20 protein-coding genes and 1 pseudogene are annotated in these 26278 nt (G+C 61.9%); 16 read left to right on the forward strand and 5 right to left on the reverse strand.

Annotation, left to right across the window (positions count from 1 at the left end; all coding sequences use genetic code 11):
- Window positions 1-285: 285 nt before the first annotated feature.
- From mraZ to lpxC, 16 genes and pseudogenes are all read left to right on the forward strand, one after another.
- Window positions 286-741, forward strand: coding sequence for a division/cell wall cluster transcriptional repressor MraZ (gene mraZ, locus AB4O25_RS23170; protein WP_003171868.1), 456 nt, complete (start codon window positions 286-288; stop codon window positions 739-741).
- Entirely contained in the window at window positions 738-1685 is a 948-nt protein-coding gene (rsmH, locus tag AB4O25_RS23175) for a 16S rRNA (cytosine(1402)-N(4))-methyltransferase RsmH (protein WP_017526173.1), read from the forward strand. The genes mraZ and rsmH overlap by 4 nt, the downstream gene beginning before the upstream one ends.
- A complete protein-coding gene (ftsL, locus tag AB4O25_RS23180; protein ID WP_004371991.1) occupies window positions 1682-1975 on the forward strand; it encodes a cell division protein FtsL in 294 nt (97 codons plus the stop codon). Before rsmH ends, ftsL begins: the two co-directional genes overlap by 4 nt.
- The gene (locus AB4O25_RS23185) at window positions 1975-3717 is read left to right on the forward strand and encodes a peptidoglycan D,D-transpeptidase FtsI family protein (RefSeq protein ID WP_175404190.1); all 1743 of its coding nucleotides are present in this window, start codon (window positions 1975-1977) and stop codon (window positions 3715-3717) included. Before ftsL ends, AB4O25_RS23185 begins: the two co-directional genes overlap by 1 nt.
- Window positions 3717-5180 carry a UDP-N-acetylmuramoyl-L-alanyl-D-glutamate--2,6-diaminopimelate ligase gene (murE, locus tag AB4O25_RS23190; RefSeq protein WP_017526175.1) on the forward strand — a complete coding sequence of 488 codons (1464 nt, stop codon included), beginning with the start codon at window positions 3717-3719 and terminating at the stop codon, window positions 5178-5180. The genes AB4O25_RS23185 and murE overlap by 1 nt, the downstream gene beginning before the upstream one ends.
- Entirely contained in the window at window positions 5173-6543 is a 1371-nt protein-coding gene (locus AB4O25_RS23195) for a UDP-N-acetylmuramoyl-tripeptide--D-alanyl-D-alanine ligase (protein ID WP_017526176.1), read from the forward strand. Before murE ends, AB4O25_RS23195 begins: the two co-directional genes overlap by 8 nt.
- On the forward strand, window positions 6543-7625 hold the full coding sequence (gene mraY, locus AB4O25_RS23200; RefSeq protein WP_003171875.1) for a phospho-N-acetylmuramoyl-pentapeptide-transferase: 1083 nt from the start codon (window positions 6543-6545) through the stop codon (window positions 7623-7625). Before AB4O25_RS23195 ends, mraY begins: the two co-directional genes overlap by 1 nt.
- A gap of 6 nt (window positions 7626-7631) precedes the next feature.
- Window positions 7632-8978 (forward strand): UDP-N-acetylmuramoyl-L-alanine--D-glutamate ligase, encoded by a 1347-nt coding sequence (gene murD, locus AB4O25_RS23205; RefSeq protein ID WP_017526177.1) that lies wholly within the window; start codon window positions 7632-7634, stop codon window positions 8976-8978.
- Window positions 8975-10199: pseudogene (ftsW, locus tag AB4O25_RS23210) on the forward strand (putative lipid II flippase FtsW). Before murD ends, ftsW begins: the two are co-directional and overlap by 4 nt.
- Window positions 10189-11259, forward strand: coding sequence for an undecaprenyldiphospho-muramoylpentapeptide beta-N-acetylglucosaminyltransferase (gene murG, locus AB4O25_RS23215; RefSeq protein ID WP_017526179.1), 1071 nt, complete (start codon window positions 10189-10191; stop codon window positions 11257-11259). Before ftsW ends, murG begins: the two are co-directional and overlap by 11 nt.
- Entirely contained in the window at window positions 11252-12697 is a 1446-nt protein-coding gene (murC, locus tag AB4O25_RS23220) for a UDP-N-acetylmuramate--L-alanine ligase (protein WP_017526180.1), read from the forward strand. The genes murG and murC overlap by 8 nt, the downstream gene beginning before the upstream one ends.
- Window positions 12694-13650 carry a D-alanine--D-alanine ligase gene (locus tag AB4O25_RS23225; RefSeq protein ID WP_017526181.1) on the forward strand — a complete coding sequence of 319 codons (957 nt, stop codon included), beginning with the start codon at window positions 12694-12696 and terminating at the stop codon, window positions 13648-13650. The genes murC and AB4O25_RS23225 overlap by 4 nt, the downstream gene beginning before the upstream one ends.
- 3 nt (window positions 13651-13653) lie before the next feature.
- Window positions 13654-14523 carry a cell division protein FtsQ/DivIB gene (locus AB4O25_RS23230; protein WP_017526182.1) on the forward strand — a complete coding sequence of 290 codons (870 nt, stop codon included), beginning with the start codon at window positions 13654-13656 and terminating at the stop codon, window positions 14521-14523.
- Window positions 14524-14538: 15 nt separating this feature from the next.
- A complete protein-coding gene (gene ftsA, locus AB4O25_RS23235) occupies window positions 14539-15801 on the forward strand; it encodes a cell division protein FtsA (RefSeq protein ID WP_017526183.1) in 1263 nt (420 codons plus the stop codon).
- Between the two features lie 66 nt (window positions 15802-15867).
- Window positions 15868-17073 (forward strand): cell division protein FtsZ, encoded by a 1206-nt coding sequence (gene ftsZ, locus AB4O25_RS23240; RefSeq protein WP_017526184.1) that lies wholly within the window; start codon window positions 15868-15870, stop codon window positions 17071-17073.
- Window positions 17074-17185: 112 nt separating this feature from the next.
- Window positions 17186-18097, forward strand: coding sequence for a UDP-3-O-acyl-N-acetylglucosamine deacetylase (gene lpxC, locus AB4O25_RS23245; protein WP_003171886.1), 912 nt, complete (start codon window positions 17186-17188; stop codon window positions 18095-18097).
- Window positions 18098-18188: 91 nt separating this feature from the next.
- On the opposite strand, the gene AB4O25_RS23250 is transcribed toward lpxC, so the two are convergent.
- The 5 genes from AB4O25_RS23250 to AB4O25_RS23270 all read right to left on the reverse strand — a co-directional run bounded on the left by AB4O25_RS23250 (window position 18189) and on the right by AB4O25_RS23270 (window position 26110).
- Window positions 18189-19682, reverse strand: coding sequence for a sensor domain-containing diguanylate cyclase (locus tag AB4O25_RS23250; RefSeq protein ID WP_065877270.1), 1494 nt, complete (start codon window positions 19680-19682; stop codon window positions 18189-18191).
- Window positions 19683-19816: 134 nt separating this feature from the next.
- Window positions 19817-21181 carry a heavy metal sensor histidine kinase gene (locus tag AB4O25_RS23255; protein WP_017526186.1) on the reverse strand — a complete coding sequence of 455 codons (1365 nt, stop codon included), beginning with the start codon at window positions 21179-21181 and terminating at the stop codon, window positions 19817-19819.
- Entirely contained in the window at window positions 21171-21848 is a 678-nt protein-coding gene (locus tag AB4O25_RS23260; protein ID WP_017526187.1) for a heavy metal response regulator transcription factor, read from the reverse strand. The genes AB4O25_RS23255 and AB4O25_RS23260 overlap by 11 nt, the downstream gene beginning before the upstream one ends.
- A 9-nt stretch (window positions 21849-21857) precedes the next feature.
- The gene (locus AB4O25_RS23265) at window positions 21858-24947 is read right to left on the reverse strand and encodes a multidrug efflux RND transporter permease subunit (protein WP_460150008.1); all 3090 of its coding nucleotides are present in this window, start codon (window positions 24945-24947) and stop codon (window positions 21858-21860) included.
- The gene (locus AB4O25_RS23270) at window positions 24944-26110 is read right to left on the reverse strand and encodes an efflux RND transporter periplasmic adaptor subunit (protein WP_017526189.1); all 1167 of its coding nucleotides are present in this window, start codon (window positions 26108-26110) and stop codon (window positions 24944-24946) included. The genes AB4O25_RS23265 and AB4O25_RS23270 overlap by 4 nt, the downstream gene beginning before the upstream one ends.
- Window positions 26111-26278: the final 168 nt, after the last annotated feature.

Raw genomic sequence — 26278 nt, forward strand, 5'->3', positions numbered from 1 at the left:
TTGGCAGATGCATCTTCGTAATACCAAAAAAATCTTACTCTTAATAAATCACTTTAACTTCGAGTCACAGCGCTTTGAGTTGTTTGTGTTTGCAGGGTCAAAAACTACGTCGAACTCGGGTTTCTCCTCCTTTTACGCTCCTAAATCTCCGTTCTGTAAGGCTTTTCCTTGAATCCGCGCCTTGACGGTGTGGTGGGCGCATTCCTATAGTGTGCGCAAGTGGCGGAAAGTGGCACAAAGTGGGTTTTTTGAACGTAAAACGCTAAAATTTGGAGAAACGCATCTGTGTTTCGCGGAGCTAACGCTATCAGTCTCGATGCAAAAGGCCGTCTCGCCATGCCGAGCCGGTATCGTGACGAGCTGATTTCGCGAAGTTCCGGACAGTTGATCATCACCATCGATGCCGTTGACCCTTGTTTATGTGTTTACCCGCTCGATGAGTGGGAGTTGATTGAAACCAAGTTGCGCGCCCTGCCTTCATTGCGTGAAGAAAACCGCCGTCTTCAGCGTTTGCTGATTGGTAATGCCGTCGACCTCGAGCTCGACGGCAGTGGTCGTTTCCTGGTGCCGCCGCGTCTGCGCGAGTACGCCAAGCTGGACAAACGCGCAATGCTGGTCGGCCAACTGAACAAGTTCCAATTGTGGGACGAAGATGCCTGGGATGCTGTTTCTGCAGCTGACCTGGCGGCTATTCAACAACCGGGCGCCATGCCTGATGAACTGCGTGATTTGATTCTGTGACTATTGATAGCGGCTTTAACCACATCACCGTACTGCTTGACGAAGCCGTTGAGGCTCTCGCCGTGCGCGCGGATGGCTGCTATCTGGATGGCACTTTCGGCAGGGGCGGGCATAGCCGATTGATACTCAGCCAGCTCGGGCCCGACGGAACACTCCTCGGGTTCGACAAAGACCCCCAAGCGATTGCCACCGGGCAAGCGCTAGCGGCCGAAGACGGCCGCTTTGTCGTTGTGCAGCGTAGCTTTGCCGAGCTGGGTGCCGAAGTGGCCGAGCGTGGCATGGCGGGTAAGGTGGCCGGGGTTTTGCTCGATCTGGGCGTGTCCTCGCCACAGCTTGATGATCCGGAGCGCGGCTTCAGTTTCATGAACGACGGCCCGCTCGACATGCGCATGGACCCGACCCGTGGTGTGAGTGCCGCGCAATTTATCGCCACCGCGCCGGTGGAAGAAATCGCCCGTGTGTTCAAGGAATACGGTGAAGAGCGTTTCGCCGGCCGCATGGCTCGCGCCGTGGTCGAGCGCCGCGAGACCCAACCGTTCGAACGCACCGCCGACCTGGCCGAAGTGCTCAAGGTCGCCAACCCCGCGTGGGAAAAGGGCAAGAACCCCGCGACCCGTGCGTTTCAGGGCCTGCGCATTCACGTCAACAATGAATTGGGCGATCTGGAGGCTGGCCTCGAAGCCGCCCTCGAGGCGCTGGAAGTGGGCGGTCGCCTGGTGGTGATCAGCTTCCATTCGCTGGAAGACCGTATCGTCAAATTGTTCATGCGCCGCCTGGTCAAGGGCGAGTCCGACAATCTGCCGCGCAACTTGCCGGTGCGTTTCGAGGCCTTTGTGCCGAAAATCAAAATCCATGGCAAGGCACAGTTCGCTTCCGAAGCCGAGCTGAAGGCCAACCCACGTTCCCGTAGCGCGGTCATGCGTGTCGCGGAGAAGTTGCGGTGAGCAAGCTTTTCGCCAAACCCCTGCCGGGCGGCAGCTTCTTTATGTTGCTGCTGTTTGTCGGCGTGCTGGTGTCCGCGATTGCGGTGTCCTACAGCGCCCACTATAACCGCCAGTTGCTCAACACCCTGTACGGGGAACTGAGCGTGCGCGACAAGGCGCAGGCGGAATGGGGGCGGTTGATCCTGGAGCAAAGCACCTGGACGGCCCATAGCCGTATCGAAGTGCTGGCTACCGAACAGTTGAAAATGCACATTCCGGGCGCGGCCGACGTTCGCATGGTGGCGCCATGATGAAACTCGAAGGCGCACTGTACCCGTGGCGTTTCCGTCTGATGCTCGGCTTGCTGGCATTGATGGTGGGTGCGATCGCCTGGCGGATCGTCGACCTGCAAGTGGTCGACCGCGACTTCCTGATCGGCCAGGGCGACGCCCGTAGCCTGCGGCATATTCCCATTCCCGCGCACCGCGGCCTGATCACCGACCGTAACGGCGAGCCCCTGGCCGTCAGTACGCCGGTCACCACCTTGTGGGCCAATGCCAAGGAACTGCAAGTGGCCAAGGATCGCTGGCCAGCGCTCGCTGCCGCTCTTGGGCAAGACCCGAAGGCCCTGGCCGAGCGCCTGGAAGCCCAGGCCAATAAAGAATTCATCTACCTGGTTCGCGGCCTGACCCCTGAACAAGGCCAGCAAGTGCTCGACCTTAAAGTGCCCGGTGTCTACGGCATCGAGGAATTCCGCCGTTTCTACCCGGCCGGTGAAACCACCGCGCATATGGTCGGCTTTACCGACATCGATGACCACGGTCGCGAAGGTGTGGAGCTGGCCTACGATGAATGGCTGGCCGGAGTGCCCGGCAAGCGACAAGTCATCAAGGATCGGCGCGGCAGGCTGATCAAAGATGTCCAGGTCACCAAGAACGCCAAGGCCGGCAAACCCTTGGCGTTGTCGATTGACCTGCGCCTGCAATACCTGGCCAACCGCGAGTTGCGTAACGCGATCATCGAGAACGGCGCCAAGGCCGGTAGCCTGGTGATCATGGACGTGAAGACCGGCGAGATCCTCGCCATGGTCAACCAGCCGACCTACAACCCGAACAACCGTCGCAACCTGCAACCGGCGATGATGCGCAACCGCGCCATGATCGACGTGTTCGAGCCGGGTTCGACCATGAAAGCGATCTCCATGAGTGCCGCCCTGGAAACCGGACGCTGGAAACCCAGCGACAAGGTCGAGGTGTATCCAGGCACCTTGCAGTTGGGCAAGTACACCATTCGTGACGTGTCGCGCACCGAAGGCCCGGTGCTGGATTTGACAGGTATCCTGATCAACTCCAGTAACGTGGGCATGAGTAAGGTTGCCTTCGATATCGGTGGCGAGACCATCTACCACCTGGCGCAAAAAATCGGCCTGGGCCAGCCCACCGGTCTGGATTTCCCCGGTGAGCGCGTCGGCAACCTGCCGAACTACCGCGACTGGAAAAAAGCCGAGACCGCCACGCTTTCCTACGGTTACGGCCTATCGGTGACGGCGATCCAACTGGCGCATGCCTTTTCGGTATTGGCCAATAATGGCCGCATGGTGCCGTTGAGCCTGATTCACGTCGACGAAGCGCCGAAAGCCACCCAGGTGATTCCGGAAAACGTCGCCAAGACCATGCAGGGCATGCTCCAACAAGTGATCGAAGCGCCACGTGGTGTGTTCCGCGCCCAGGTGCCGGCGTATCACGTGGCAGGCAAGTCCGGCACCGCGCGTAAAACCTCGGTGGGCACCAAGGGCTACGCCGAAAACTCCTACCGTTCGCTGTTCGCCGGCTTCGGCCCGATGAGCGACCCACGCTACGCCATCGTCGTGGTCATCGACGAGCCGAGCAAGGCCGGTTACTTCGGTGGCCTGGTATCGGCGCCGGTGTTCAGCAAAGTGATGTCCGGCACCCTGCGCCTGATGAACATCACGCCGGACAACCTGCCGCCGACCCAACAAGCGAACGCCGTACCTCCGGCCGCTGCAGTCAAAGCCAATGGAGGGCGCGGCTGATGTCTCTTAGCCTGAATAAGATATTTGCCCATGCCGGCCGCGATCTGCTGATTCGCGAGTTGACCCTGGACAGCCGTAATGTGCGCGCCGGTGACCTGTTCCTGGCGGTGCCGGGCGGCAAGTACGATGGCCGTGCGCACATCGCCGATGCCCTGCAGCGCGGCGCGGCGGCGGTGGCCTATGAGGCTGAAGGCGCCACCGTGCTGCCGATCACCGACGTGCCGTTGATTCCGGTCAAGGGCCTGGCCAAGCAATTGTCCGACATCGCCGGGCGTTTTTACGGCGAGCCGAGCCGTCACCTCAATCTGGTGGGCGTGACCGGCACCAACGGCAAGACCAGCGTGACCCAATTGGTCGCTCAGGCTCTCGACCTGCTGGGCCAGCATTGCGGCATTGTCGGTACCCTGGGCACCGGTTTCTACGGCGCGCTGCAAAGCGGCCTGCACACCACGCCGAACCCGATTGCCGTGCAAGCGACCCTGGCCGACCTGAAAAAGGCCGGGGCCAAGGCCGTTGCCATGGAGGTGTCTTCCCACGGTCTGGATCAAGGTCGTGTCACCGCCCTGGCGTTTGACGTGGCAGTGGTGACTAACCTGTCCCGCGACCATCTGGATTACCACGGCACCATGGAGGCGTACGCCGCCGCCAAGGCCAAGCTGTTTGCCTGGAATGACCTGAAGTGCCGGGTGGTCAACCTGGATGACGCGTTCGGCCGCCAGTTGGCCACCGAAGACAGCGAAGCGCGCCTGATCAGCTACAGCCTGCTGGATTCCAGCGCGTACTTGTATTGCCGCGAAGCCCAGTTCAATGACGAGGGCGTACGCGCCACGTTGGTCACGCCCCAGGGCGAACACCACCTGCGTAGCACCTTGCTCGGTCGTTTCAACCTGAGCAACGTACTTGCCGCCATAGGCGCCTTGCTCGGCCTGGATTACGCCCTCGACGAGATCCTCAAGGTGTTGCCGAAACTGGAAGGCCCGGCCGGTCGCATGCAACGCCTGGGTGGCGGCAAGCAGCCGCTGGTGGTGGTCGATTACGCTCACACCCCGGACGCCTTGGAAAAAGTCCTCGAAGCGCTGCGCCCACATGCCAAAGGCAAACTGCTTTGCCTGTTCGGTTGCGGCGGTGATCGCGATCGCGGCAAGCGCCCGCTGATGGCCGAGATTGTCGAGCGTCTGGCCGATGGCGTCCTCGTCACCGACGACAACCCGCGCAGCGAAGACCCGAGCCGGATTTTCGACGATATCCGTACGGGCTTCAAAGACGTGTCCAAGGCCACTTTTATTGCCGGTCGCGGGGCTGCCATTGCCCAACTGATCGCCAGCGCCAGCGTTGACGATGTGGTGGTGCTGGCCGGTAAAGGCCATGAGGACTATCAGGAAATCAACGGCGAGCGTCATGCCTTCTCCGATCTGGTCGAGGCCGCTAACGCCTTGACCGCCTGGGAGGTGGCCCATGCTTAAGGCGATGACGTTCAGCGAACTGGCCCAGGCGCTGTCGGCCCGCGTACTGTCGAGCGACTGCACCTTTAATGGCGTGAGTATTGATAGTCGTAACATTCAGCCGGGGCAGCTGTTCGTCGCCCTGGCCGGCCCGCGTTTCGACGGGCATGACTACCTCAATGATGTCGCCGCCAAAGGTGCCGTCGGTGCGTTGGTGCAGCGTGAAGTGCCTGACTCCGCCTTGCCGCAATTGCTGGTCGCCGACACCCGCCTGGCCCTGGGCCGGCTGGGTGCGCTGAACCGCGCCGCGTTCGCCAAGCCGGTTGCAGCCGTCACCGGCTCCAGCGGCAAGACCACGGTCAAGGAACTGCTCGCCGGTGTGCTGCGCACACGCGGCCCGGTGCTTGCGACCCGTGGCAACCTGAACAACGATTTCGGCGCGCCACTGACCCTGCTCGAACTGGCCCCGGAACATACCGCGGCAGTGATCGAACTGGGCGCTTCGCGCATCGGCGAAATTGCTTACACCGTGGCGCTGACCAAGCCCCACGTGGCGATCATCAACAATGCCGGTACCGCCCACGTCGGTGAGTTCGGTGGCCCGGAAAAAATCGTCGAAGCCAAGGGCGAAATCCTTGAAGGCCTCGACGCTTCGGGCACCGCCGTACTGAACCTCGACGATAAGGCCTTTGAGACTTGGCGTGTACGCGCCGCCGGTCGCAAGGTCCTGACCTTTGCCGTGTCGAACGCGGCCGCCGACTTTCATGCCGGCGACATCACCGTCGACGCCCGTGGCTGCCCGTCCTTCACCTTGCACACCCCGCAAGGTGACGAGCACGTGCAGTTGAACCTGCTCGGCAACCATAACGTCGCCAACGCCCTGGCCGCTGCCGCCGCCGCCCATGCCTTGGGCGTGTCGCTGTTCGGTATCGCGACGGGCCTGGGTGCGGTGCAGCCGGTCAAGGGGCGCACCGTGGCGCAGCTATCGAGCAACGGCATGCGCGTGATTGATGACACTTACAACGCCAACCCGTCTTCCATAAACGCCGCCGTGGATCTGCTCAACAGCTTTGCCGGACGCAAGGTGCTGGTATTGGGCGATATCGGTGAGTTGGGCGATTGGGCCGAACAAGGCCATCGTGACGTCGGCGCGTATGCCGCCGGTAAAGTCGACGCCCTCTACGCGGTCGGCACGAACATGGCGCACGCCGTCAACGCTTTCGGCCCCGGTGCGCAGCATTTCGCCACCCAGGCCGAGCTGATCCAGGCGCTGACGGCCGCCGAACACGACAAACACACAACCATTTTGATCAAGGGATCGCGCAGCGCGGTGATGGAAAACGTCGTCGCAGCCTTGTGTGGCTCAAGTACGGAGAAACATTAATGCTGCTGCTGCTGGCTGAGTATCTGCAACAGTTCCACAAAGGCTTCGCGGTCTTTCAGTACCTGACCCTGCGCGGGATCCTGGGTGTGCTGACCGCGCTGTCGCTGTCGCTGTTTTTAGGGCCGTGGATGATCCGCACCCTGCAGAACCTGCAAATTGGTCAATCGGTTCGTAATGACGGCCCGCAGTCGCACCTGTCCAAGTCCGGCACCCCGACCATGGGCGGCGCGCTGATCCTGTCGTCCATTGGCATCAGCACCTTGCTGTGGGCCGACCTGCACAACCGCTACGTGTGGGTGGTGTTGCTGGTGACCCTGCTGTTCGGCGCCATCGGCTGGGTGGATGACTACCGCAAGGTGATCGAGAAAAACTCCAAGGGGCTGCCGAGCCGCTGGAAGTACTTCTGGCAGTCGGTGTTCGGCCTTGCCGCCGCGATCTTCCTGTACACCACCGCGCCGAGCGCCGTGGAAACCACTTTGATCATTCCGATGCTCAAGGACGCCAGCATCCCCCTGGGCATCGGCTTCGTGGTGTTGACCTACTTTGTGATCGTCGGCTCCAGCAACGCGGTCAACCTGACCGACGGGCTCGACGGCCTGGCGATCATGCCGACGGTGATGGTGGGCGGTGCGCTCGGCATCTTCTGCTACCTGTCGGGTAACGTGAAATTCGCCGAGTACCTGCTGATCCCCTATGTACCGGGCGCGGGTGAGCTGATTGTGTTCTGCGGCGCGCTGATCGGTGCCGGCCTGGGTTTCCTGTGGTTCAACACCTACCCGGCACAAGTCTTCATGGGCGACGTCGGCGCACTGGCGCTGGGCGCGGCCCTGGGCACCATCGCGGTGATCGTTCGCCAGGAAATCGTGTTGTTCATCATGGGCGGTGTGTTCGTGATGGAAACCCTGTCGGTGGTCATCCAGGTGGCGTCCTTCAAGTTGACCGGGCGTCGCGTGTTCCGCATGGCGCCGATTCACCACCATTTTGAACTCAAGGGCTGGCCCGAGCCGCGTGTGATTGTCCGTTTCTGGATCATCACCGTGATTCTGGTACTGGTTGGCCTTGCCACCCTGAAACTGAGGTAGAAACGAGTGTCCCTGATCGCTTCAGACCACTTCCGCATCGTTGTCGGCCTCGGCAAGAGCGGCATGTCCCTGGTTCGCTTCCTGGCGAACCGGGGCACGTCGTTTGCCGTGGCCGACACGCGGGAAAATCCACCGGAGCTGGTCACGCTGCGCCGTGACTACCCGCACGTGGAAGTGCGTTGTGGCGAGTTGGATGTCGAGTTTCTGTGCCGCGCCGATGAGCTTTACGTGAGCCCTGGCCTGGCCCTGGCGACACCGGCCCTGCAAGCAGCAGCGGCGCGTGGCGTGAAGCTGTCCGGCGATATCGACCTGTTCGCGCGCCACGCCAAGGCACCGATCGTGGCCATCAGCGGTTCCAACGCCAAAAGCACCGTGACCACCCTGGTCGGCGACATGGCGATGGCGGCCGGCAAGCGCGTGGCCGTGGGCGGTAACCTCGGCACGCCGGCGCTGGATCTGCTCAGCGACGACATCGAGTTGTATGTAATGGAGCTGTCGAGTTTCCAACTGGAAACCACCCACGACCTGGGCGCCGAAGTCGCGACGGTGTTGAACGTCAGCGAAGACCACATGGACCGTTACAGTGGCCTGCCCGCGTATCACCTGGCCAAGCACCGGATCTTCCGCGGCGCCAAGCAGTTTGTGGTCAACCGCCAGGATGCCCTGAGTCGTCCGCTGATCGGCGAGGGCATGCCCTGCTGGACCTTCGGCCTGGGCAAACCCGACTTCAAGGCCTTCGGCATCCGCGAAGAGAACGGCGAGAAATACCTGGCCTTCGAGTTCCAGAACCTGATGCCGGTGCGCGAGCTGAAAATCCGCGGCGCCCATAACCAATCCAACGCCCTGGCCGCCTTGGCGCTGGGGCATGCCGTGGGCCTGCCGTTCGACGCCATGCTCGCGAGCCTGCGCACCTTCGGCGGCCTGGAACATCGCTGCCAATGGGTGCGCGACCTCAATGGCGTCAGCTATTACAACGACTCCAAGGCCACCAACGTGGGCGCCGCATTGGCCGCCATTGAAGGCCTTGGCGCCGATATCGACGGCAAGCTGGTGCTGATCGCCGGTGGCGACGGCAAGGGCGCTGATTTCAAAGACCTCAAGGCACCGGTGGCCGCGCATTGCCGAGCCGTGGTGTTGATGGGCCGCGATGCCGATTTGATCGCCGCTGCCCTGGGTGATGCGGTGCCGCAAGTGCGCGCCACGTCCCTGGACGATGCCATCGCCCAGTGCCAGGCCCTGGCCCAGCCGGGCGATGCGGTGCTGCTGTCGCCGGCGTGCGCCAGTTTCGACATGTTCAAGAACTACGAAGAGCGCGGCCAGTTGTTCGCTCGCGCCGTGGAGGGCTTGGCATGAGCATCGATTTCAGAAATATCATCAAGCCTTACCCGTCGCCGATCATCACGGGGCGCGGCATTGACCTCGATTTCCCGATGCTCGCCGGTTGCCTCGCGTTGCTGGGCCTGGGCCTGGTGATGATCACCCTCGGCTTCTTCCGAAGTGGCGGCCGTACAGTCGGGCAACACCCTTTACATGATGATCCGGCACTTGGTGTACTTGATCATCGGCCTGGGCGCGTGCATCGTGACCATGATGATCCCCATCGCCACCTGGCAACGCCTGGGTTGGCTGATGCTGATCGGTGCGTTCGGCTTGCTGATCATGGTGATCCTGCCGGGCATCGGCCGCGAGGTGAACGGTTCGATGCGCTGGATCGGCTTCGGTGCGTTCAACGTGCAGCCGTCGGAGATCGCCAAGGTGTTCGTGGTGATCTACCTCGCCGGTTATCTCGTCCGCCGCCAGAAAGAAGTGCGCGAAAGCTGGATGGGCTTCTTCAAGCCGTTCATCGTGCTGCTGCCAATGGCCGGCCTGTTGCTGATGGAACCGGACTTCGGCGCCACCGTCGTGATGATGGGGGCGGCGGCGGCGATGCTGTTCCTGGGCGGCGTGGGCCTGTTCCGCTTCAGTTTGATGGTGGTGCTGGCCGTGGCCGCCGTGACCATCCTGGTGCAGGCGCAACCCTATCGAATGGCGCGTCTGATCACCTTTACCGACCCCTGGTCCGACCAGTTCGGCTCCGGCTACCAATTAACCCAGGCGTTGATCGCCTTTGGTCGCGGCGAGTGGCTGGGCGTGGGCCTGGGCAACAGCGTGCAGAAGCAGTTCTACCTGCCCGAAGCGCACACCGACTTCGTGTTTTCGGTACTCGCCGAAGAGCTGGGCGTGGTGGGTTCGCTGTGCACCGTCGCGCTGTTCGTGTTCGTGTGTGTACGCGGCATGTACATCGGCTTGTGGGCCGAGAGGGCCAAACAATATTTCGCCGCTTACGTGGCGTACGGCTTGTCGTTCCTGTGGATCGGCCAGTTCCTGATCAACATCGGGGTGAACGTCGGCTTGCTGCCGACCAAGGGCCTGACCTTGCCGTTCCTCAGTTATGGCGGCAGTTCGTTGGTGATTTGCTGCGCCTGCCTGGGCTTGTTGCTGCGCATCGAGTGGGAGAGTCGAACCCACCTGGGCAGCGAAGACATGGAGTTCAGCGAAAGCGACTTCGCCGAGGAGCCGACCCATGGGCGCTAATGTGCTGATCATGGCGGGCGGCACCGGGGGCCACGTGTTCCCGGCCCTGGCTTGCGCGCGGGAATTCCAGAACCGTGGCTACACCGTGCATTGGTTGGGTACGCCGCGCGGCATCGAAAACGAATTGGTGCCCACTGCCGGTTTGCCGCTGCATCTGATCAACGTCACCGGCCTGCGCGGCAAGGGCAAATTGTCCCTGCTCAAGGCGCCGTTTGTGTTGCTCAAGGCGGTGTGGCAGGCGCGCAAAGTCATCCGTGAATTGCAGCCGGTGTGTGTGCTCGGTTTTGGCGGTTATGTGACGGGGCCTGGCGGTGTGGCCGCCAAGCTCGCCGGCGTGCCGGTGATCGTGCACGAACAAAATGCCGTCGCCGGTACCGCCAACCGGTTGCTGGTGCCCTTGGCCGCGCGGGTGTGCGAAGCGTTCCCGAACACTTTTGGAGCATCGAGCAAGCGGCGTACCACCGGCAACCCGGTGCGCACCGAACTGTTTATGGACATCGCGCGTCAGGCATTGGCCGGGCGCAAGGCGCATTTGCTGATCCTGGGCGGAAGCCTGGGCGCCGAGCCATTGAACAAGCTGCTGCCGGAAGCGGTGGCGCAACTGCCGGAACAGTTGCGCCCGGAGATCTTCCATCAGGCCGGCAAGAACCACGATGAAGTGACCGCCACGCGCTACCGCGAGGCCGGTGTCGAGGCGAACGTACAGCCTTTCATCAAAGACATGGCCCATGCCTATGGCTGGGCCGACCTGGTGGTCTGTCGCGCTGGTGCGCTGACCGTCAGTGAACTGGCCGCCGCCGGTCTGCCGTCCTTGCTGGTGCCTTTGCCCCATGCGATTGACGATCACCAGACCCGCAACGCCGAATATTTGGCCGGGGAGGGCGCTGCCTTCCTGCTGCCGCAAAGAACGACTGGCGCGGCCGATTTGGCCGCACGCCTGACTGAGGTTTTGATGCAACCCGAACGACTCAACAGCATGGCGAGCACCGCAAGCCGCCTGGCCAAACCTGACGCAACCCGCACCGTGGTCGATATCTGCCTGGAGGTGGCCCATGGTTGAGAATCAGAAAGCCATGCCGCAACCCGAGATGCGCCGCATCCGTCGCATCCACTTCGTTGGTATCGGCGGCGTGGGCATGTGCGGTATTGCCGAAGTCCTGCTGAACCTGGGCTACCAGGTATCCGGCTCGGACTTGAAAGAGTCGCCGGTCACCGAGCGCCTGAAGTCCTTTGGCGCGCAGATCTTTATCGGCCACCGTTCCGAGAACGCCGCCGAGGCCGACGTGCTGGTAGTGTCCAGTGCCGTGAACACCTCCAACCCGGAAGTGGCCACCGCCCTTGAACGCCGTATTCCCGTGGTGCCACGCGCCGAGATGCTCGCCGAGCTGATGCGCTATCGCCACGGCATCGCCGTCGCCGGCACCCACGGCAAGACCACCACCACCAGCCTGATCGCCTCGGTGTTCGCCGCCGGTGGCCTGGACCCGACCTTCGTGATCGGTGGCCGCCTGAATGCAGCCGGCACCAACGCCCAGCTCGGCACCAGCCGTTACCTGATCGCCGAAGCCGATGAAAGCGACGCGAGCTTCCTGCACCTGCAACCGCTGGTCGCCGTGGTGACCAACATCGACGAAGACCACATGGCTACCTACGACGGTGACTTCAACAAGTTGAAGAAAACCTTCGTCGAGTTCCTGCACAACCTGCCGTTCTACGGTTTGGCGGTGGTGTGCCTGGACGACCCGGTGGTGCGTGAGATCCTGCCACAGGTCAAGCGTCCGACCGTGACCTACGGCTTCAGCGAAGACGCCGACGTGCGCGCGATCAATGTACGCCAGGAAGGCATGCAAACCTTCTTTACCGTGCTGCGCCCTGATCGCGAGCCGTTGGATGTGTCGGTGAACATGCCGGGCAACCACAACGTATTGAACTCCCTGGCGACCATCTGCATCGCCTCCGATGAAGGCGTCAGCGACGAAGCCATCGTCGAAGGCCTGTCGCGTTTTGCCGGCGTGGGCCGTCGCTTCCAGGTCTACGGCCAGTTGCCGGTAGACGGCGGTGACGTGATGCTGGTGGATGACTACGGTCACCACCCGACCGAAGTCGCCGCGGTGATCAAGGCCGTGCGGGGTGGCTGGCCGGAGCGTCGCCTGGTCATGGTGTACCAGCCGCACCGCTACAGCCGTACCCGCGACCTGTACGACGACTTCGTCAATGTACTGGCCGATGCCAACGTGCTGCTGTTGATGGAAGTCTACCCGGCCGGTGAAGAACCGATCCCGGGCGCCGACAGCCGCAAGCTGTGCAACAGCATCCGTCAGCGTGGCCAGTTGGACCCGATCTACATCGAGCGCGGTGTGGACCTGGCGCCGATCGTCAAGCCGCTGCTGCGCGCCGGTGACATCCTGCTGTGCCAGGGGGCCGGTGATATCGGCGGCCTTGCGCCGAAGCTGTTGGCGAGCCCGCTGTTTGTCGCGGCGAAGGGGAAGTCGAAATGATCACTGACTACGCCTCCCTGTTCTCAACGGTTACGCCTGCCGACTTCGGTCGCGTGGCCGTGCTGTTCGGCGGCAAGAGCGCCGAACGTGAAGTGTCGCTCAAGTCCGGCAATGCCGTGCTCCAAGCGCTGCAAAGCGCCGGTGTGAACGCGTTCGGCATCGACGTGGGCGATGACTTCCTCGCGCGCTTGCAGGCCGAGAAGATCGACCGCGCCTTTATCATTCTTCACGGCCGTGGCGGTGAAGACGGCAGCATGCAAGGCCTGCTGGAATGCGCCGGCATCCCTTACACCGGCAGCGGCATCCTCGCCTCGGCATTGGCGATGGACAAATTGCGCACCAAGCAGGTGTGGCACAGCCTGGGTATTCCAACCCCGCGTCACAGCGTGCTGTGCAGCGAAGACGATTGTATTTGCGCAGCCAAGGAACTGGGCCTGCCTTTGATCGTCAAACCTGCCCATGAAGGCTCCAGTATCGGCATGGCCAAAGTGAACTCGGCCGCCGAATTGATCGACGCATGGAAAGCGGCAAGTACCTACGATTCGCAAGTGTTGGTGGAACAGTGGATCCAGGGTCCCGAGTACACCATCGCCACCCTGCGTGGCCAGGTATTGCCGCCTATCGCATTGGGCACGCCCCACACGTTTTACGACTACGACGCCAAGTATGTGGCTTCCGATACCCAGTACCGGATCCCATGTGGCCTTGACGCAACCAAGGAACAGCAATTGATGGACCTCACGGCGAAAGCCTGTGAGGCGCTGGGTATCGCCGGTTGGGCGCGGGCAGACGTGATGCAGGACGACCAAGGGAATTTCTGGTTCCTGGAAGTCAACACTGCGCCGGGCATGACCGACCACAGCCTGGTACCCATGGCCGCCCGTGCCGCCGGTCTGGATTTCCAGCAGTTGGTGCTGGCGATCCTGGCCGACAGTATTGAGCCCAGAGGCTAAGACATGAAAGGCGCATCGCTTCGTCATCAGCCCCCTCAAGCACCGAGCCGCAAGCCGGTGCCCCGGGGTGCCAGTCGAATGGTGGCTAAAGAGCCGATGTCGGCGCGCCTGCCGAAAGCCAACTTTGGTTTCCTCAAGGCGCTGTTCTGGCCGGTGATGCTGGTGGTGTTGGGCTTTGGCACGTACGAAGGCGCACAGCGCCTGTTGCCGTATGCCGACCGGCCGATCACCAAGATCAGCGTGCAGGGGGACTTGAGTTACATCAGCCAACAGGCGGTGCAGCAGCGTATCGGCCCGTTCCTGGCGTCGAGTTTCTTCACCATCGACCTGGCCGGCATGCGCGCTGAGCTGGAACAGATGCCGTGGATCGCCCACGCCGAGGTCCGCCGCGTATGGCCGGACCAAGTGACGATCCGCCTGGAAGAACAACTGCCCGTGGCCCGTTGGGGTGACGAGGCGCTGTTGAATAACCAGGGCCAGGCGTTCACCCCGCGTGAGCTGGCCAACTACGAGCACCTGCCGCAGCTGTTCGGGCCGCAGCGGGCGCAGCAGCAAGTGATGCAGCAGTACCAGGCCCTGAGCCAGATGCTGCGGCCACTGGGCTTCTCCATTGCACGCCTGGAACTGCGTGAACGGGGCAGCTGGTTTTTGACGACCGGGGCAGGCAGTTCCGGCCCGGGTATCCAGTTGTTGCTGGGACGCGACCGCTTGGTGGAAAAGATGCGCCGTTTCATCGCCATCTATGACAAGACCTTGAAAGAACAGATTACGAACATTGCGAGCGTCGACCTGCGTTACGCCAACGGCCTTGCCGTCGGCTGGCGTGAACCGGCTGCGCCCACGGCAGCGCAACCCGCTGTCGCGAAGAATTAAGAAGAGGCAGGACCCATGGCAAACGTGCAAAGCGGCAAAATGATCGTCGGTCTCGATATCGGCACCTCCAAGGTGGTGGCGCTGGTGGGCGAGGTCGGGGAAGACGGCACGATCGAAATCGTCGGTATTGGCACGCATCCGTCCCGGGGCCTGAAGAAGGGCGTGGTGGTGAACATCGAGTCCACCGTGCAATCGATCCAGCGCGCCATCGAAGAAGCGCAGCTGATGGCCGGTTGCCGGATCCACTCGGCGTTCGTCGGCGTGGCGGGCAACCATATCCGCAGCCTGAACTCCCACGGCATCGTGGCGATCCGCGACCGCGAAGTCAGTTCGGCCGACCTTGAGCGCGTCCTCGACGCTGCCCAGGCCGTGGCGATCCCGGCCGACCAGCGTGTACTGCATACCTTGCCGCAGGATTACGTGATCGATAACCAGGAAGGCGTTCGCGAGCCCCTGGGTATGTCGGGCGTGCGCCTGGAAGCCAAGGTCCATGTGGTGACCTGCGCCGTCAACGCCGCACAGAACATTGAAAAATGCGTGCGCCGCTGCGGCCTGGAAATCGACGACATCATTCTCGAGCAACTGGCCTCGGCCTACTCGGTACTGACCGACGACGAAAAAGAACTGGGCGTGTGCCTGGTGGACATCGGCGGCGGCACCACCGACATCGCGATCTTCACCGAAGGTGCGATCCGTCACACCGCCGTGATCCCGATTGCCGGCGACCAGGTGACCAACGACATCGCCATGGCGTTGCGCACGCCGACCCAGTACGCCGAAGAAATCAAGATCCGCTACGCCTGTGCCCTGGCCAAGCTGGCCGGTGCCGGTGAAACCATCAAGGTGCCGAGCGTGGGCGATCGTCCGCCGCGCGAGCTGTCGCGCCAGGCCCTGGCCGAAGTGGTCGAGCCGCGCTACGACGAACTGTTCACGCTGATCCAGGCCGAACTGCGTCGCAGCGGCTACGAAGACCTGATCCCGGCCGGCATCGTGCTGACCGGTGGTACCTCGAAGATGGAAGGCGCGGTCGAGCTGGCCGAGGAAATCTTCCACATGCCGGTACGCCTGGGCGTGCCCCATGGTGTCAAAGGCCTGGGCGACGTGGTGCGCAACCCGATTTATTCCACCGGTGTGGGCTTGCTGTTGTACGGGCTGCAAAAGCAGACCGACGGCATTTCCCTGTCGGGCCCGAGCAACCGTGACAGCTACCGCAGTGACGACGAGGCGAAAGCGCCGTTGTTGGAGCGGCTGCAGGCATGGGTCAAAGGCAATTTCTAAAGATTTACCGCAACACCGCAGTAAGCAGTAGGCGAAAAAACTAGAGAAAACGAAAGGAGAGGGAACATGTTTGAACTCGTAGACAACATCCCCGCTAGCCCGGTTATCAAAGTAATCGGTGTCGGCGGTGGCGGCGGCAACGCTGTCAACCACATGGTCAAGAGCAACATTGAAGGCGTTGAATTCATCTGCGCCAACACTGATGCCCAGGCGCTGAAAAGCATCGGCGCGCGGACCATCCTGCAATTGGGCACAGCCGTGACCAAGGGCCTCGGCGCCGGCGCCAATCCGGAAGTCGGCCGTCAAGCCGCCCTGGAAGACCGCGAGCGTATTGCCGAAGTGCTGCAAGGCACCAACATGGTGTTCATCACCACCGGCATGGGCGGCGGTACCGGTACCGGTGCTGCGCCGATCATTGCCGAAGTGGCCAAGGAAATGGGGATCCTGACGGTTGCTGTCGTGACCCGTCCGTTCCCGTTCGAAGGTCGCAAGCGCATGCAGATCGCCGACGAAGGCATCCGTCTGCTGTCTGAAAGCGTCGACTCGTTGATCACCATTCCCAACGAGAAGCTGCTGACCATCCTGGGCAAGGACGCAAGCTTGCTGTCCGCATTCGCCAAGGCTGACGATGTACTGGCCGGTGCCGTTCGCGGTATCTCCGATATCATCAAGCGCCCAGGCATGATCAACGTCGACTTTGCCGACGTCCGTACCGTGATGAGCGAAATGGGCATGGCGATGATGGGCACCGGCTGCGCCAGCGGTCCTAACCGTGCGCGTGAAGCCACCGAAGCGGCCATCCGCAACCCGCTGCTCGAAGACGTGAACCTGCAAGGCGCACGCGGCATCCTGGTGAATATCACCGCAGGTCCCGACCTGTCCCTGGGTGAGTACTCCGACGTGGGTAGCATCATCGAAGCGTTCGCTTCCGAGCACGCCATGGTCAAAGTCGGTACCGTCATCGACCCGGACATGCGCGACGAGCTGCACGTGACCGTGGTTGCAACCGGTCTGGGCGCAAAAATCGAGAAGCCTGTGAAGGTCATCGACAACACGCTGCATAACAGCCAAGCCAGCCACGCGAGCCAAGCGGCTGCCGCCCCAGCGCCTTCGCGCCAGGAACTGCCGTCGGTCAACTACCGTGATCTGGACCGTCCGACCGTGATGCGCAACCAGGCCCAGGCCGGTGCTGCTGCCTCGCGTAGCCCGAATCCGCAAGATGATCTGGACTACCTGGACATCCCGGCATTCCTGCGTCGTCAGGCCGATTGATGGAATGTATCAGGGCTATGAAGGTGATTGGTGTTCAGCAAAGGTCTGGTCTGCTATTATCGCCAGCCTTTGTTGATACCAGTTCGCAATTTGCGCTGAAGCGGTCCAAGCCATGATTAAACAACGCACCCTGAAGAATATTATTCGTGCCACAGGTGTAGGTCTGCACTCCGGTGAGAAGGTCTACCTGACCCTCAAGCCCGCACCTGTCGACACCGGCATCGTGTTTGTGCGTGCCGACCTGGACCCTGTGGTGCAGATTCCTGCTCGCGCGGAAAACGTTGGCGAAACCACTATGTCGACCACGTTGGTCAACGGTGACGTCAAAGTGGACACGGTGGAGCACTTGCTCTCGGCCATGGCCGGTTTGGGCATCGATAACGCCTACGTCGAGCTCTCCGCGTCCGAAGTCCCTATCATGGATGGCAGCGCTGGACCCTTCGTATTCTTGATTCAATCTGCCGGCCTGGAAGAACAGGACGCAGCCAAGAAGTTCATTCGCATTCTGCGGGAAGTGACAGTAGAAGACGGCGACAAGCGCGCCACCTTCGTCCCGTTCGAAGGCTTTAAAGTGAGCTTTGAGATCGATTTCGATCACCCGGTATTCCGTGACCGCACCCAAAGTGCAAGCGTGGATTTTTCCAGCACTTCGTTCGTAAAAGAAGTCAGCCGCGCCCGTACCTTTGGTTTCATGAGTGACATCGAGTACCTGCGCAAGCACAACCTCGCACTCGGCGGCAGCGTTGAAAACGCCATTGTGGTCGACGCGGATGGTGTACTGAACGAAGACGGCCTTCGCTACGAAGACGAATTCGTGAAGCACAAGATCCTCGATGCAATCGGTGACCTCTACCTGCTGGGCAATAGCCTGATAGGCGAGTTCAAAGGCTTCAAGTCGGGCCACGCCCTTAACAACCAGCTGCTGCGCAAGTTGATTGAGCAGACAGACGCTTGGGAAGTCGTGACCTTCGAAGATGCCAGCACCGCACCGATCTCTTACATGCGTCCCGTTGCGGCGGTGTAAGTAACAACTCTCTTTCTTTAGTTTTTAAAGGCTGCCTTCGGGTGGCCTTTTTTTATATCCATTTTTATGTGAGCACGTTTGCGAAGCCGGGTTAGAGCCCGTCCGCATCCACGATCCGATTGCGCCCCGTGTGTTTGGCCTCGTACAAGGCCTGATCGGCGCTGAGCAGCAAAGCCTCCAATGGCGTGCCACTACGCTTGTGCCAAGTGCTCATGCCAATACTCACGGTAATGGGGCGTTGATCCCCGGCCACCCGCGGCAAATGCTCGACGCTGCTGCGAATATGTTCGGCAATCAGCCAGGCGCCCTTGGCATCGGTGTTCGGCAACACCACCGCAAACTCTTCCCCGCCATACCGCGCCGCCAGGTCGGCAGGTCGGCGGATGTTGCTGCCGATCACCTGGGCAACTGTGCGCAAGGCTTCGTCGCCACCTTGATGGCCATGACGATCGTTGAACGCTTTGAAGTGGTCTACGTCGATCATCAGCAGCGTCAGCGGCTCCGTCGAGCGTTGGGCGCGGTCCCATTCCAGGCGCAGGCGCTCATCCAGGGTGCGACGATTGGCCAGGCCGGTCAGGGCGTCGGTGGCTGCCAGTTCTGACAGCACCCGTTCGGCGCGAAAGCGGCGCCGCAGTTCGCGACGCAACATCCAGGTAAGCCATAGCAAGCCGATACAGAGGATGCCGGTCGCGCCGCTGGTCAGCAGGGCCGCACGTCTCCAGGGGGCGAAAACATCGTCACTGGACAAGGCCACCACCACGATCAGCGGCAGCTCGCCAACGTTGGTGAAGGTGTACAGGCGCTCCTTGCCGCTGATGGCCGAGATCGCCTGAAAGCTGCCCATGCCTTCGCGCAGAATGCGTTTGAAATTCGGTCGATCGCTCAAGTCCTTGTCGATCATGTCGCGTTCGAGCAGTGGCTGCTGGGCCAGCAGGATGCCCCTGTTGTTGAGCAGGTTGACGCTGCTGCTGTTGCCGATCGTGAGGGTGCTGAACAACTGATCGAAATACGCCAGGCGCATGGTTGCCACCGCAACGCCGATAAACTCACCGTTGGGGCCTGATACGCGCCGGCTGAATGCCATGCGCCATACCTGCTCGCAGTCGCAATCAATCTTGAACGGCCGACTGATAAACAAGCCGGTCTGCGGCTCTCTCACATGCACCTGGAAATAGTCACGGTCGGCGAAGTTGCGGGGCGTAGGGTGCAGGGTCGAGGAGTCGGCGATGACAGTGCCATCGGCGTCCAGCAGCAACACTTCGCCTTTGAACGGCGCGGCGGTGGATAAATCAAATTGCACCAGGTGTTGAATGCTCGGCGTCACCTGGGCCAGGTCTTCGCGTTGTTTGGCGGCGATCAGCCCTTTGAGCGCCAGGTCGTACAGTTCGACGTTGCGCAACACATCGGCATTGATCAACTGGGCGATGTTGGTGGTCGCGCGCGTGGCCGCCTGCAAGGTGCTGGCATGTTCGCGGATCAACAACGCCGCCACGATCACCACGATCAGGACGACGGTCAGGCCGCTGCCCAGAATCAATAGCAGCTCGGGGTGTGCAGTGCGGGGATGACGACGGCGTTGACTCATCGGGCGGACTTCAGCGGTGTGAATGCTGGCAGTTTAGTTCTACCCGACGAAAATTAAATAGCGGGTTAAAAAGAAAGATCGGCGCCTTAAAACACCGCTGACGGATAGACGACCCACTATGAAGGGCGAGTTGATCAGGCCGGCAGCGTAATGCCAAAGGTATTGCCGTGGCTGTCGCTGTGTACGAACACATCGCCGCCATGCATCAGCGCAATCGCCTTGACGATGGCCAGGCCCAGCCCGTGATTGGCGCCGCTGTTACTGCGCGAGGCGTCCACCCGATAGAAACGCTCGAACAGCCGCGGCAGGTGCTCGCTGGCAATCGCCTCGCCAGGGTTGGTCACGCCGATGGCTACCTGACGGTCCCGCACGTCGATGTTGACTTCGATGACCTGCCCCGGCGCGGTGTGCTGCACCGCATTGCTCAGCAGGTTGATCAGCGCACGGCGCAGGTGGGCTTTTTCGATCTGTACCTGCGCATCGCCCTTGACCTGCACCCGCACCTGGGCGTCCTCAAGGATGAAGTCCAAATAGTCGAGGGTAGTTGCCACTTCATCGGCCAGGGAGCTTTCGATCAGTTTGGTGGCCTTGGTGCCCTGGTCGGCGCTGGCCAGAAACAACATGTCGTTGATAATCGAGCGCAGGCGTTCCAGCTCTTCCAGGTTGGATTCCAGCACCTCCAGGTAATGCTCGGCGGACCGCCCACGCGTCAGCGCCACTTGGGTCTGGCCGATCAGGTTGGTCAATGGCGAGCGCAGTTCATGGGCCACGTCGGCATTGAACGACTCAAGGCGCGAATACGCCTGCTCGACGCGGTCGAGGGTGGCGTTGAACGAGTTGACGAATTGCTTGAGCTCCGGCGGCAATGGCGACAGTTGCAGGCGCCCGGAGAGTTTGGGCGGCGCAAGTTTTTGCGCTTCCTCGGACAGTTTTTCCAGCGGCTTGAGACCGAGGCGCGAGACCCAGAAGCCCAGCAGCGCCGCCAGCACCACGCCGACCAACGCCAGGCTGACCAGCGCCACCAGTAAGTGATGTTGGGTCGCGCGGAAATTTTCGGTGTCGATGGCAATCATGAAGCGCAGTGGCGGGCGTTGCTCCTTGGCCGGGAACTGGCTTACCAGCACTTTGAAGGGGTAAGCGTAGCCGGGCAGGTGCAAGTCGCGTTTACCCGTGGCGCCTTGGGCGAAGGCTCGGATCTGCGCGTCCGGCTCACCGTATTCGTAGCTCGGGTCAGTGCTGACCACCCAGAAACGGATACGCTTGTCTTCCTCCCCCAGCAGCTTGAGCTTGGCCTTGATCTTCAGCCAATGCTCGGGCGTGCCGAAGCGATTGACCGACGACTCCAGCACGCTGTAGCGCGCGTCCAACTCCGCCCCCGGCAACAGGCCGAGGCCACGGTCCACCTGTTGATAGAGCGCGCCGCCGATCAACACAAAGATCAGCAGCGCCACCAAGGTGAACATGCCGCTCAGGCGCAGGGCGATGGAGTTAGTTGACACTGCGGTTCTCCAGCACGTAGCCCATGCCGCGGATGGTGTGCAGCAGCTTATGTTCGAACGGCCCGTCCAGCTTGGCGCGCAGGCGCTTGATCGCGACTTCGACCACGTTGGCGTCGCTGTCGAAATTGATGTCCCAGACCATCTCTGCAATCGCCGTTTTCGACAGGATTTCGCCCTGGCGCCGCGCCAGTACGCTGAGCAGCGAAAACTCTTTGGCGGTCAGGTCCAGGCGCACGCCGTTGCGGCTGGCCTTGCGGCTGATCAAGTCGATCCACAAGTCGGCAACCGTGACTTGCACCGGCTCGTGGCCGCCACTGCGCCGGGTCAGGGCTTGCAGGCGCGCCACCAGCTCCAGGAACGAAAACGGCTTGCCCAGGTAATCGTCGGCGCCTTCGCGCAGGCCGCGAATGCGGTCTTCCACGCGTTCGCGGGCGGTGAGCATGATCACCGGCGTCTGCTTGCGCGCGCGCAAGGCTCGCAGCACGCCAAAGCCGTCGAGGCCGGGCAGCATCACATCGAGCACGATTACCGCGTAATCGTTTTCCAGCGCCAGGTGCAGGCCCTCGACGCCTTCGCGGGCCACGTCGACGGTGTAGCCCTGTTCCGTCAGGCCACGGTGCAGGTAGTCGGCGGTTTTTTCTTCATCTTCAACAATCAGGACGCGCATGACACCGCCTCAATCTGTGGTCGCCAACGCGAGCGTTGGTTTGGGTCGGTGGAAGAATTTTTCGAGGTACAAGTATATGACCGGCGTGGTGAATAGCGTCAGCGCCTGGCTTACCAGCAGGCCGCCGACCACCGCGATGCCCAACGGTTGGCGCAGTTCCGCGCCGGGGCCGCTGCCGAGCATCAGCGGCACCGCGCCGAGCAGGGCGGCGAGCGTGGTCATGATGATGGGGCGGAACCGCGTCACGCAGGCTTCATAAATCGCGTCCTGCGGCGCCAACCCGCGCACGCGCTGGGCTTCCAGGGCGAAGTCGATCATCAGGATGCCGTTCTTCTTGACGATGCCGATCAACAGCACCAGGCCGATCAGCGCCATGATCGAAAAGTCCTGGCCCATCAGCCACAGCATGATCAGCGCGCCCAAACCCGCCGAGGGCAATGTGGAAATAATCGTCAGCGGGTGCACGAAGCTCTCGTACAACACCCCCAAAATAATGTAGACCGCCACCAGCGCCGCGAGGATCAGCCACGGCTGGCTGGCCAGCGAACTCTGGAACGCCTGGGCCGCGCCCTGGAAGTTGCCGATCAGGGTGGCCGGCATGCCGATGTCGTTCTTGGCCTGGTTGAGCATGATCACCGCATCGCCCAACGCCACGCCGGGCGCCAGGTTGAACGACAGGTTGGCGGCCGGGAACATACCGTCATGGCTGATGGACAACGGGCCCACGGTGGGCGGGTCGACCTTGGCCAACGCCGACAGCGGCACCATCTCGTTGGTGAGGGGCGAGCGCAGGTAGAAGTAGTTCAGGCTCTCGGCCTTGCCGCGTTGTTGGGTGTCCAGTTCCAGCACCACCTGGTATTGGTTGATCTCGGTCTGGAACTCGTTGATCTGGCGCTGGCCGAAGGCGTCGTAAAGGGCCTGGTCGACATCGGTGGCGGTCAGGCCGAAGCGGGCGGCGGCCTGCCGGTCGATGCTGATGTGGGTGATGCTGCCGCCCAGTTGCAGGTCGTTGGACAGGTCGCGAAACGCCGGGTTGGCGCGCAGTTTTTCGGTCAGGCGCTGGGTCCAGGTATTGAGCGTCGCGCCGTCGTTGCTCTTGAGCACATATTGGTACTGGGCGCGGCTGGGGCCGGAGCTGAGGTTGATGTCTTGCCCCGCGCGCAGGTACAGCACGATGCCAGGCACCTTTGCCAGTTTCGTACGGATGCGGTCGATGAATTGGCTGGCGGACACATCGCGATTACCGCGATCTTTCAACGCAATCCAGAAGCGGCCGTTGGCGATGGTCTGGTTGCTGCCGGTCACGCCCACCGAATGGGAAAACGCCTGCACCGCCGGGTCGTCCTGGATGATCTGGGCCAGGGCTTTGTGCTTGGCGACCATGTCCGGGTACGACACGTCGGCCGCCGCTTCGCTGGTGCCGAGTACAAAGCCGGTGTCTTGCACCGGAAAGAAACCCTTGGGGGTAAACACGTAGCCGACCACGGCCAGGGCCAACGTCATGATGAAGAGCGCGGCCATGCTGCGTTGATGCGCCAGGGCACGGCGCAGGTTGCGTGCATAACCGGCCAGTAGGCGTTCGCTGAAGCCGGGTTTGTCGTGGCCGGGGTGAGTGGGCGCGCGCATGAACAGTGCGGCCAGGGTCGGCGCCAGGGTCAACGAGACCACCACCGAAATCAGGATGGTCGAGGTCGCCGTCAACGCAAATTCCTTGAACAAGCGCCCGACCACGCCGCCCATGAACAGCAGCGGGATAAAGGCCGCCACCAGCGAGAAGCTGATGGAGACCACGGTAAACCCGATCTCGCCGGCGCCCTTGATCGCCGCTTCGCGCTTGTCGAGCCCGGCTTCCAGGTGGCGATGGATGTTCTCCACCACCACGATGGCATCGTCCACCACAAAGCCCACGGCAATGACGATCGCCACCAGGGTCAGGTTATTCAGGCTGAAACCCATCAGGTACATCAGCGCAAAACTGGCCACCAGCGACACGCCGAGCACGCTGGACACAATCAGCGTCGCCGACAATTGGCGCAGGAACAACGCCATCACCGCCACCACCAGCAGAATCGCGATCAGCAGGGTCACTTCCACTTCATGCAGGGACGCGCGGATGGTCTTGGTACGGTCGCTCAACACGCTGACCTGCACCGAGGCCGGCAACATGGCTTGCAGGCGCGGCAACTCGGCTTGAATGCGGTCCACGGTCTCGACGATATTCGCGCCGGGCTGGCGCGAAATCACCAGATTGACCCCCGGCGTGTCACCGGACCAGGCCTGTACGTAGGCGTTTTCCGAGCCGTTGATGACTTTGGCGATATCGCGCAATTGAACCGGTGCGCCATTTTTGTAGGACACGATCAGTTGGGCGTAGTCCTCGGGGTGAAACAGCTGATCGTTGGTCGAGAGCGTCGATACGCTGTTCTCGCCGTAGATGGCCCCCTTCGCCAGGTTGAGGCTCGATTGCTGGATGGCCAGGCGCACATCGGCGAGCGTCAGGCCAATGGCCGCGAGTTTATCGGGTGACGCCTGCACGCGGATCGCCGGGCGTTGCTGGCCGGTGATGTTGATCTGCCCCACACCGTCGATCTGGCTGATCTGCCGTGCGAGCAGGGTTTCCACGTAGTCGCTCAGTTCGGTGCTGGGCATGCTGTCGGAGCTGACGCTGAGGATCAGCACCGGGCTGTCCGCCGGGTTGACCTTCTTCCAGGTCGGCAGGCTCGGCATGTCGCTGGGCAGTTTGCCGGCTGCGGTGTTGATGGCCGCCTGCACTTCTTGCGCGGCGGTGTCGATGCTCTTGTTGAGGGTAAATTGCAGGGTCAAGAGGCTGGAGCCCAAGGCGCTGCTGGAGGTCATTTGGGTGACGCCGGGGATGGCGCTGAATTGCACCTCCAAAGGCGTGGCCACCGAGGAGGCCATGGTGTCGGGGCTGGCTCCGGGCAATTGTGCGGTCACCTGGATGGTCGGAAATTCCGCCTCGGGCAGTGGCGCGATGGCCAGTCGGGGGAAGGCAATCATCCCGAGCAGCACCAGGGCGAAGGTCAGCAGCAGGGTGGCGACCGGGTGGTCGACACACCATGCCGATGGCGAGCGACTCACGGCTGCACCTTGGCGTCGACCGTCTGGATCAATTGCGGCGGCTCTTTGAGCACCTCCACTTGCGCGCCGGCCTTGAGCCGCGACTGGCCATCGCTGACTAGCACGTCACCGGCCTGTACCCCTTTGATGATGTTGATGTCGCTGTCTTGATAGGCCACTTGCACCGGTACTGCCTCGACCTTGTCGCCTTTGACCCGGTACACGAAGTGCGAGTCCAGGCCGCGTTGCACCACGGTTGGCGGCACCACCAGGGCGTTTTTGTCGAGGGCGGTCTGGATCTTGATGGTCACCAGTTGCCCCGGCCACAGGCGTTGCGACGCGTTGTTGAACGTTGCCTTGGCGCGCAGGGTACCGGTGGTTGAGCTGACCTGGTTGTCGATCAGGCTCAAGTGGCCTTCAGCGAGCAAGTCGCCGGTCCGGCCGTCGGTGTCGGCGCCCAGGTAAGCGTCGACACGGGCTTGGGTGGGGGCGGCGAGCAGGCCTTGCAGGGTGGGCAGCATCTGTTGCGGCAGGGAGAACTCGACGGCAATCGGGTCGATCTGAGTCACCGAAAACAGGCCTTGGGTATCGCTGGTCCGCAGGAAATTACCTTCATCCACATTGCGGATGCCGACGCGGCCACTGACCGGCGAGCGAATCTGAGTGTAGGAAAGCTGTACCTGAGCCGAATCAATCGCCGCCTGGTTGCCCTGGGCGGTCGCCTTCAACTGGTTGACCAGGGCTTGTTGCTGGTCATAGGTCTGCCTGGACACGCCATCGTCCACGCTCAGTTCCTTGTAGCGCTTGAGGTTGACCAGTGCCACTTGCAGTTGTGCCTGGCTCTCACCCAGTTGCGCCCTGGCCTGGTCGAGGCTGGCACGGATCGAGCGATCATCGATTCTGGCCAGGAGGTCACCGGCCTTGACCCATTGCCCTTCCTTGACCAGCAACTGGGTGAGGATGCCGTCGACCTGCGGACGAATCACCACGCTGTGCAGCGATAACACGGTGCCGATACCACTGACAAACCGCGGGACATCCTGTTGCGCCACGCTCACCACCCGTACCGGAGTCGCCGTGGGCGCCGCCAGTTTGGCCTTGGCCGGGCGGGTCAGCGCCCATGCCGCTACCGCCGTTACCACAAGTACACCCACGATCAAGGCGGTTTTTGGTCGAATCTGCATGGATGAGGCGCCGGGGACAAAGGATGGGGAGAGTGAGCGGTCTTTATAACCCTGTGATCCGGTCAGCACGGTGACTGCTAACTGACAGCGCTGTCAGCAAACGCTGGACCATTCGTACAGGCGGTGGTTAAAGATCCGAAGCGCGCAGGTATACTGCGTGCCAGTGCG

The sequence above is a fragment of the Pseudomonas sp. S3_A03 genome (assembly GCF_054668275.1).

Coding starts and splice junctions, on each gene's coding strand:
- AB4O25_RS23185 (WP_175404190.1), top strand. CDS start 1,975: ATGAAACTCGAAGGCGCACTGTACCCGTGGCGTTTCCGTCTGATGCTC.
- murE (WP_017526175.1), top strand. CDS start 3,717: ATGTCTCTTAGCCTGAATAAGATATTTGCCCATGCCGGCCGCGATCTG.
- AB4O25_RS23195 (WP_017526176.1), top strand. CDS start 5,173: ATGCTTAAGGCGATGACGTTCAGCGAACTGGCCCAGGCGCTGTCGGCC.
- mraY (WP_003171875.1), top strand. CDS start 6,543: ATGCTGCTGCTGCTGGCTGAGTATCTGCAACAGTTCCACAAAGGCTTC.
- murG (WP_017526179.1), top strand. CDS start 10,189: ATGGGCGCTAATGTGCTGATCATGGCGGGCGGCACCGGGGGCCACGTG.
- murC (WP_017526180.1), top strand. CDS start 11,252: ATGGTTGAGAATCAGAAAGCCATGCCGCAACCCGAGATGCGCCGCATC.
- AB4O25_RS23225 (WP_017526181.1), top strand. CDS start 12,694: ATGATCACTGACTACGCCTCCCTGTTCTCAACGGTTACGCCTGCCGAC.
- AB4O25_RS23230 (WP_017526182.1), top strand. CDS start 13,654: ATGAAAGGCGCATCGCTTCGTCATCAGCCCCCTCAAGCACCGAGCCGC.
- ftsA (WP_017526183.1), top strand. CDS start 14,539: ATGGCAAACGTGCAAAGCGGCAAAATGATCGTCGGTCTCGATATCGGC.
- ftsZ (WP_017526184.1), top strand. CDS start 15,868: ATGTTTGAACTCGTAGACAACATCCCCGCTAGCCCGGTTATCAAAGTA.
- lpxC (WP_003171886.1), top strand. CDS start 17,186: ATGATTAAACAACGCACCCTGAAGAATATTATTCGTGCCACAGGTGTA.
- AB4O25_RS23250 (WP_065877270.1), bottom strand. CDS start 19,682: ATGAGTCAACGCCGTCGTCATCCCCGCACTGCACACCCCGAGCTGCTA.
- AB4O25_RS23260 (WP_017526187.1), bottom strand. CDS start 21,848: ATGCGCGTCCTGATTGTTGAAGATGAAGAAAAAACCGCCGACTACCTG.
- AB4O25_RS23270 (WP_017526189.1), bottom strand. CDS start 26,110: ATGCAGATTCGACCAAAAACCGCCTTGATCGTGGGTGTACTTGTGGTA.